A 6,907-nucleotide genomic window follows, 5' to 3' on the forward strand; every position below is an offset into this window, starting at 1 on the left:
CGTAGTACTCGCGTTCGATGTAAGTACCGATGATCCTATCGTGCATTTCGGATGATTTTGAATATCCGAGCGTCTTGCGATTGAGCCGTTGCAATCGGTTACGCAGTGTCAGATGTGCACGCTCAATAAGCTGTGTATACAGCTTGCTAACAATGTGTTTTACTTTTGGAAGTTCGTCGTTGTAAGCCCTGTAGCCATCCGTGTTTGCATGACTGACGACGGTAACGCTTATGGCCACTTTTGCCATAACCGTGTTTTTTCACAGGAGATATCTGTTCACAAAACGGGCATCTTACATCAACTTTAGCCACTGTATTCCACATCAAAAACCTGACATTTCACACTGCAATCAACATATTGAATACACGACCGACACAGTAACCTGGGTTTGAATTTCTTGTTTATCGATCGCGAGTGTTTCGCCATTGTCGCTCTGTTTAATCACCAACCCTGGCATGTTTTGGCTGATTTTCATGTTAAGGATAATTTTGCACTCACGCAGCACCGTAGGCGTTACTTTCATACCCAATACCGCTTCTTTAAACTGGATGGCGGTCGCACCGCTGGTGCCGCTGGATACCTGATAGGGAATTTCCGTACCCTGCTTGATGCTGGCCATCTGCTTATGCGCAGTAAAAAGACGCGGGCTGGCGATAATTTCAACCTGGTTCTCATGCTCAAGCGCTGACAATTCTAAATCGAGCAATCTGCCACTCAAGCGCGCCAGATTGAATCCAACGCGACCCGCGGGCGATTCCACCGGCAGGTTAACGTTAAGTGTATTAGTCGCGACTAATACATATTAATGCGGCATTCTATGCAGAGAGCGGCAGCAGCAGGCGCTCTGTCAGCGCCACCGTCGCGTGATGAACTGGTTTATCCGGCAAGGTATCTCACTGTTGTTGCAACGTCGCCAATGCAGGGAAATCATCCAAACGCAGCACCAGCGCAGCGTTCGCCTCACTCGAGTGCGCAAGATGTTGTCGCAAGCGCTCCACGGCAGCACGTTCCGGTTGCAGCGCCGTGTAATATCTCAACGCGGCTGGCATTCCCATCACCAGACCTTGCACCAACCACTGCGTCCATTGTGAGGTTGCCATAAACCTCAGCCACAGAGAGCGCACACTACTCATCATGGGGCTCGTCCTGCAAAGAAAGGCGCTCAACGCGCCAATTCGCCTGAAGGTGAAACGTCAATACCGGCACGTCCCCCTTGGGTGACGCCATTATTTCCTGCCGTGTTTGCACCAGACGTGCTGACGTCAGCGCTGTTTCGGTTGCGAATCGGGAGCTGAAGTGCACGATATCAGCATACTCATGGCTTCTGCACGTCAGATATACCTTGCCATCCTGCACGGTGATGGCAGTAAGCCACAGCCCATCAGGCACCCACTGCACCAGTTGCGTTAACGGCTGTTCATAACCCCGGTTAAGCACTCGGGTGTTGTTTTCTGCCTGCTGCTGCGCGTACCACTGTTGCAGGGCGACCATCAACCGTTCTACCTCACGCCGTTGTGCGCTGTCGGCGAGATGCTTTTGTTGCAACGTGCGCAGCGTTTCCTCCATCGCGCCACGTTGTTGGTCAAGCACCCCACGGTACACCGCCAGCGCGATCAACAAGCTCCCCAGGAAAAACAGCAGCCACAGCCACCAACGGCGAGTATCTCGTACCCATCGGCGTTGACGCCATGGCAACAGATTGACGCGAAAGGTGTGCATTAATCGTCCGTCCGCAGGGCCAAACCACCCGCCACCACAAACTGGGACGGGTTAAGCGGCAGCGGCGGATAGGCTTGATGCAAAATGTCAAACGGCGACCACGATGCCAGCGGGTGCACAGAGAACGAAATGTCCTCGCCACATTCTCCACTGTAATACGTGATTTCACCGCGCTTACCAAGGTAGTGATTGCTCACACAGGTGACGATATCTCCACACTGTGTCACCACGTCTTGCGAGATAACACCAAACGACAGCGGCTGAGATAACGGCGAAACCCACAGCCAGTGATCGGTATCAAGGCGGTGCAACAGCAGGGAATCAGAAGCCACACCCGCCAATTGGGCCATGGTGCGAAACGCGCAGGGCACAATATCCAACACATCCGGAGTTAGTCCGGCACGATGCAGGCAATGTTGCCACTGCGCCACCTCTTCACGTTTGGCCGCGGTGATCAGTAACGCCCCCGGTGACTGGGGCTCACTGCGATAGTCGAGCACCAACGATTCTCGAACAATGGGAAACATACGCGCCGCCTGATGGTCAATATACCAGCCACGATCTAGCTCCCGCAGACGGCTGTCAGGGGCCGTCATAAGCTGCTGCAACACACGCTTGGCCGGAAAGCCAACGCGCAACGATATTCGGCGCGGTAGCATCCGCCACCATTGCGTCAGGACATCGCACAACGCGTCGGAATGCTGTAAACTCCCCTCCCTTAATGTGTCCGCAGGCAGTGGGATTTGCCACCACTGACGCAGTAGCCAGCCATGGCGGCGGCGCTGTACTGCTAGGGCACACAGACATCCGTTTTGTATATATAATCCGACCTGCCAATGGTGATAAGCCATGTTCAATGCGACCTCTCCCTCGTCGTTGAGAAGGGCACGCGTTGCTGAAAACGTGTGCTGAATAAAAGAACGTATCCACAGTGCAGGCTTACCTTTATACTAGCGGGCAATTGTTTAGAAACTGTCCACACGCTACTGAATGGAAAATTCCCGGTGAAGTTCGTAAAGTATTTATTCATCCTTGCAGTGACTTGCATTCTGCTTGGAGCCGCGTCTATATATGGGCTATATCGTTATATCGAGCCTCAGTTGCCCGATGTAGCAACGTTGAAAGATGTCCGGTTACAAACGCCAATGCAGGTGCTCAGCGCCGACGGTGAGCTGATTGCCCAGTTCGGTGAGAAGCGTCGCATTCCGCTGAAGTTGGGTCAGATTCCGCCTGAAATGGTCCACGCATTTATCGCTACCGAAGACAGCCGCTTCTACGAGCATCACGGTGTCGATCCGGTAGGGATTGTGCGCGCCGCCACTATTGCGTTGACCTCCGGGCACGCATCGCAGGGGGCGAGTACCATCACGCAGCAGTTGGCGCGCAACTTCTTTTTGAGCCCTGAACGCACGTTGATCCGTAAGATCAAAGAAGTGTTTTTGGCGATCCGCATTGAACAGTTGCTGACCAAAGACGAGATCCTGGAGCTTTATTTCAACAAGATTTATCTCGGATATCGCGCCTACGGGGTGGGTGCTGCTGCGCACGTCTACTTCGGCCGCTCAGTTGACCAACTGACGCTGAGCCAAATGGCCACCATCGCCGGTTTACCTAAAGCACCGTCCACCTTTAACCCGCTCTACTCCTACGATCGCGCCGTGGCGCGCCGCAATGTGGTGCTGGCCCGTATGCGCGATGAAAATTACATCACGCAGGCCCAGTACGATCAGGCGCGTAGTGAGAAGCTGGTGGCCGACTACCACGCACCGGAGATTGCCTTCTCCGCGTCATATCTGGCCGAAATGGTGCGTCAGGAGATGGTGAAACGCTACGGTGAAGACGCCTATAACGATGGCTACAAGGTCTACACCACCATCACCAAAAAACGTCAGCTCGCAGCAGAAGAGGCGCTACGCAGTAACGTTATGGCCTATGATATGCGCCACGGTTATCGCGGCCCGGAAAAAGTGCTGTGGAAAGTGGGTGAAAGCGCCTGGGATCAAACGCGCATTATCAATGAACTGAAAAACACGCCTAACTACGGTCCGTTAAATCCCGCGGTTATTACCCAAAGCGATGCCGACAAAGCCACCGCGCTGATGGCCGATGGCAGCAGCGTTGTGCTGCCATCGGCCGGTATGAAATGGGCGCGTCCATTTAAATCCGACGTACTGCAAGGGGTGACGCCGCGCCGCGTCACCGATGTGGTGCAAACCGGCCAGCAGGTGTGGGTGCGTAAAGTGGGCAACGACTGGTGGCTGGGACAAGCGCCGGACGTCAACTCCGCGCTGGTGTCCATGAACCCGACCAACGGTGCCATTGAAGCGCTGGTGGGCGGCTTTGATTTCAATCAGAGCAAGTTCAACCGCGCCACACAGGCGCTGCGTCAGATTGGTTCCAATATCAAACCGTTCCTCTACACCGCCGCTATGGATAAGGGGCTGACGCTGGCTACCATCCTTAACGACGTACCGATCACCCGTTGGGATGCGGGCGCTGGCTCAGACTGGAGTCCGAAGAACTCTCCGGCAACCTACGACGGTCCGATTCGCTTACGTCAAGGGCTGGGTCAGTCTAAAAACGTGGTGATGGTGCGCACGATGCGTGCCATGGGCGTTGATTATGCAGCTGATTACCTACAGCGTTTCGGTTTCCCGCAGAAAAACATTGTGCGTACCGAATCGCTGGCGCTGGGTGCTGCCTCCTTCACGCCGCTCCAGGTAGTCAGAGGCTATGCCGTGATGGCCAACGGGGGTTACCTGGTTGACCCTTACTTCATTTCCCGTATCGAGAATGACGCTGGTAACACGCTGTTCAACGCAACGCCAAAAACCATGTGCGACACCTGCAATCTGCCGCTGGTTTATGGTGAAACACCGCGCTCAGCCGTACTCTCAACGGACAGCATGGAGAACGTCGCCACTTCTCAAGAGCAGCAGGGCACTGTGCCTCAACCACAGATTGATGCCGTCACGCCAACCGAAGCGCAGGTAAGTACGCTGCCGTATGCACCGCATGTCATCAGTACGCCGTTGTCGTTTCTGATGAAGAGTGCACTCAACAGTAACGTCTTTGGCGAACCCGGCTGGATGGGAACAGGCTGGCGTGCTGGTAAAGATTTGCAGCGCCATGACATCGGCGGCAAAACCGGCACCACCAACGGTTCCAAAGATGCCTGGTTCTCCGGCTACGGACCCAACCTTGTCACCTCTGTGTGGATTGGCTTTGATGACCATCGCCGCGATCTGGGCCGCAGCACGGTTTCTGGTGCAATTAAAGATCAGATATCGGGTTATGAGGGCGGCGCAAAGAGCGCCCAACCCGCGTGGGATGACTATATGAAAGTCGCTTTGCAAGGCGTGGCAGAGCAGCCGCTGACGCCGCCGCCGGGCGTCGTTACCGTCACCATCGATCGCTACACCGGTAAACTCTCCAGCGGCGGTAGCAACAGCCGTGCGGAATATTTTATCGATGGCACACAGCCTGCGGAGTTTGAAGTCCACGAGGCAGGCACCACCTTGATGGAAAACGGTCAGAGCGAAGAGCTGTTTTAACGCTTCGCCACGGACGAGCACCTTCCCGTCATTCCCGCGCAGGCGGGAATCGCTTACAAATCAAACGGATTATTTCTGCAAGCGTTCCCCGGCCCAGGCCGGGGACGATGAAGGTGTCTGTCCTGCCAACCACTCTCGCGTTAAAAACAGCGCACTGACGTTACGCGCTTCGCGAAAATCAGGCTCCCGCAACAGGCCCAGCAAATTATCCAATGGCCAGCGCACTGGAATCAGCGGCTCAGGCTCATCCCCTTCTCGCGTCTGCGGATAAAGGTCACGCGCAACCACGATATTCATGCGGCTGGAGAAATAGGAAGGCGCCAACGTCAGCGTCGCCAGCAGCGACATCTGGTGTGCGCCGAATCCCGCTTCTTCCATCAATTCACGATTCGCCGCTTCAAAAACGGTTTCCCCCGGATCGATGAGCCCTTTGGGGAACCCCAATTCATACTGCTCGATACCGACGGCGTACTCGCGCACCAGCACCAGTTGATTGTCGATAATCGGCACAATCATCACCGCTTCTCGCCCCGAAGGGCGCATCCGTTCATACACGCGGCGTACGCCGTTGCTGAACTCAAGATCAACCGATTCCACGTTAAACAGGCGCGAGCGAGCCACCGTCTCCACGTTCAGAATTTTCGGTTTTTTCAGATTATTATCCATAAATATATTCGCCCTACGAGGCATTCCTGCGACAACAAAAAAACTGATGTCCGTCAAAAAAAGGCGAGGAATCGGCACCTCTTTTTCCGTAACGGGAACGCCGCAGAATGCAAAAAAAACGTTAATTTTCTTTTTTGATATTGCTCACATTGTGCGTTAACAGGCCATCTTACCGCAACTCTGAAAAGACTCAATTTACGTAATCGCAACAAATAACAAACATTACGGCTTTTCCCCGAAAAAAATAAAAGTCAACACATCACAATAAATTCAGATTTTCCCCATGTTTTCTTCTGATTTTCTCTTGGTAGGATCGGAGAAATATAGGAAAAATTTATTGCGTTAATGAGTGATTCAAGCTGATTAACAATGACATACGGATTATCACTCTCGGGATAAGTTTGCTAGTATCCGAATTATCAGCGTTGGAATGAGGATGGCATGAGCACAATAGTTATTCTTTTATCCCTATTGTTTGCCTGTCTTATCGTCATCGGAGGGGCTTTGTGGAATAAATAGAACTTTTGGGTAATCATCGGAGCAGATCACCACAGTTGTTTCAAAATCAGGTCTCCATGGCAAAACAAAATTTTAAAATCACCAACTGGCCCTCTTATAACAAGGCCCTCAAGCAGCGCGGTTCTCTAACCTTATGGCTAGATGAATCAGCCATTGCTGCATGGACGGAAAAAAACACTACTGAACGGCGTGGACGACCGCTCCACTACTCAGATATGGCCATCACCACATTCCTGATGATGAAACGCGTGCTTGGCCTTTCATTGAGGGCGTTACAGGGCTTTGTTGACTCGATTCTTAAACTGATTAAATTGTCGCTGCATTGTCCAGACTATTCGCTGATCAGCAAGCGAGCAAATAAATTGAACATCATCATAAAAACTACAACCAGTGGTGAAATCTCACATATGGTCATTGATGGAACTGGCCTGAATGTCTTTGGCGAAGGC

The 6,907-nt window shown here is 52.9% G+C and carries 7 protein-coding genes and 2 pseudogenes; 3 read left to right on the top strand and 6 right to left on the bottom strand.

What is annotated here, in order from left to right; translation table 11 throughout:
- Positions 1-311, bottom strand: a pseudogene (locus tag QZ506_RS11800) (IS1 family transposase); the annotation flags it as partial.
- Between QZ506_RS11800 and QZ506_RS11805 the strand changes: the two are divergent.
- Complete coding sequence (locus tag QZ506_RS11805) at positions 231-392, top strand: hypothetical protein (protein ID WP_291971281.1); 162 nt, start codon at positions 231-233, stop codon at positions 390-392. The pseudogene QZ506_RS11800 and the gene QZ506_RS11805 overlap by 81 nt on opposite strands.
- Here QZ506_RS11805 and QZ506_RS11810 read toward each other — a convergent pair.
- The 4 genes and pseudogenes from QZ506_RS11810 to pilM all read right to left on the bottom strand — a co-directional run.
- Positions 371-775, bottom strand: a pseudogene (locus tag QZ506_RS11810) (type IV pilus secretin PilQ); the annotation flags it as partial. The gene QZ506_RS11805 and the pseudogene QZ506_RS11810 overlap by 22 nt on opposite strands.
- Before the next feature lie 118 nt (positions 776-893).
- Entirely contained in the window at positions 894-1,133 is a 240-nt protein-coding gene (locus QZ506_RS11815; protein ID WP_291971269.1) for a hypothetical protein, read from the bottom strand.
- Positions 1,126-1,719, bottom strand: coding sequence for a PilN domain-containing protein (locus QZ506_RS11820; RefSeq protein WP_291971271.1), 594 nt, complete (start codon positions 1,717-1,719; stop codon positions 1,126-1,128). The genes QZ506_RS11815 and QZ506_RS11820 overlap by 8 nt, the downstream gene beginning before the upstream one ends.
- Positions 1,719-2,570 carry a pilus assembly protein PilM gene (gene pilM / locus QZ506_RS11825; RefSeq protein ID WP_291971279.1) on the bottom strand — a complete coding sequence of 284 codons (852 nt, stop codon included), beginning with the start codon at positions 2,568-2,570 and terminating at the stop codon, positions 1,719-1,721. The genes QZ506_RS11820 and pilM overlap by 1 nt, the downstream gene beginning before the upstream one ends.
- 153 nt (positions 2,571-2,723) lie before the next feature.
- Between pilM and mrcA the strand changes: the two genes are divergently transcribed.
- On the top strand, positions 2,724-5,273 hold the full coding sequence (mrcA, locus tag QZ506_RS11830) for a peptidoglycan glycosyltransferase/peptidoglycan DD-transpeptidase MrcA (protein ID WP_291971273.1): 2,550 nt from the start codon (positions 2,724-2,726) through the stop codon (positions 5,271-5,273).
- A 69-nt stretch (positions 5,274-5,342) separates the two neighbouring features.
- Here the strand turns inward: mrcA and nudE are convergent, their stop codons facing one another.
- A complete protein-coding gene (gene nudE, locus QZ506_RS11835; RefSeq protein ID WP_291971275.1) occupies positions 5,343-5,939 on the bottom strand; it encodes an ADP compounds hydrolase NudE in 597 nt (198 codons plus the stop codon).
- 575 nt (positions 5,940-6,514) lie between these two features.
- Between nudE and QZ506_RS11840 the strand changes: the two genes are divergently transcribed.
- Positions 6,515-6,907 (top strand): transposase (locus QZ506_RS11840; protein WP_291971277.1); only part of this gene is annotated, 393 nt, incomplete at its 3' end.

The organism is Candidatus Symbiopectobacterium sp., assembly GCF_020054415.1.
Classification (GTDB): Bacteria; Pseudomonadota; Gammaproteobacteria; order Enterobacterales; family Enterobacteriaceae; genus Symbiopectobacterium.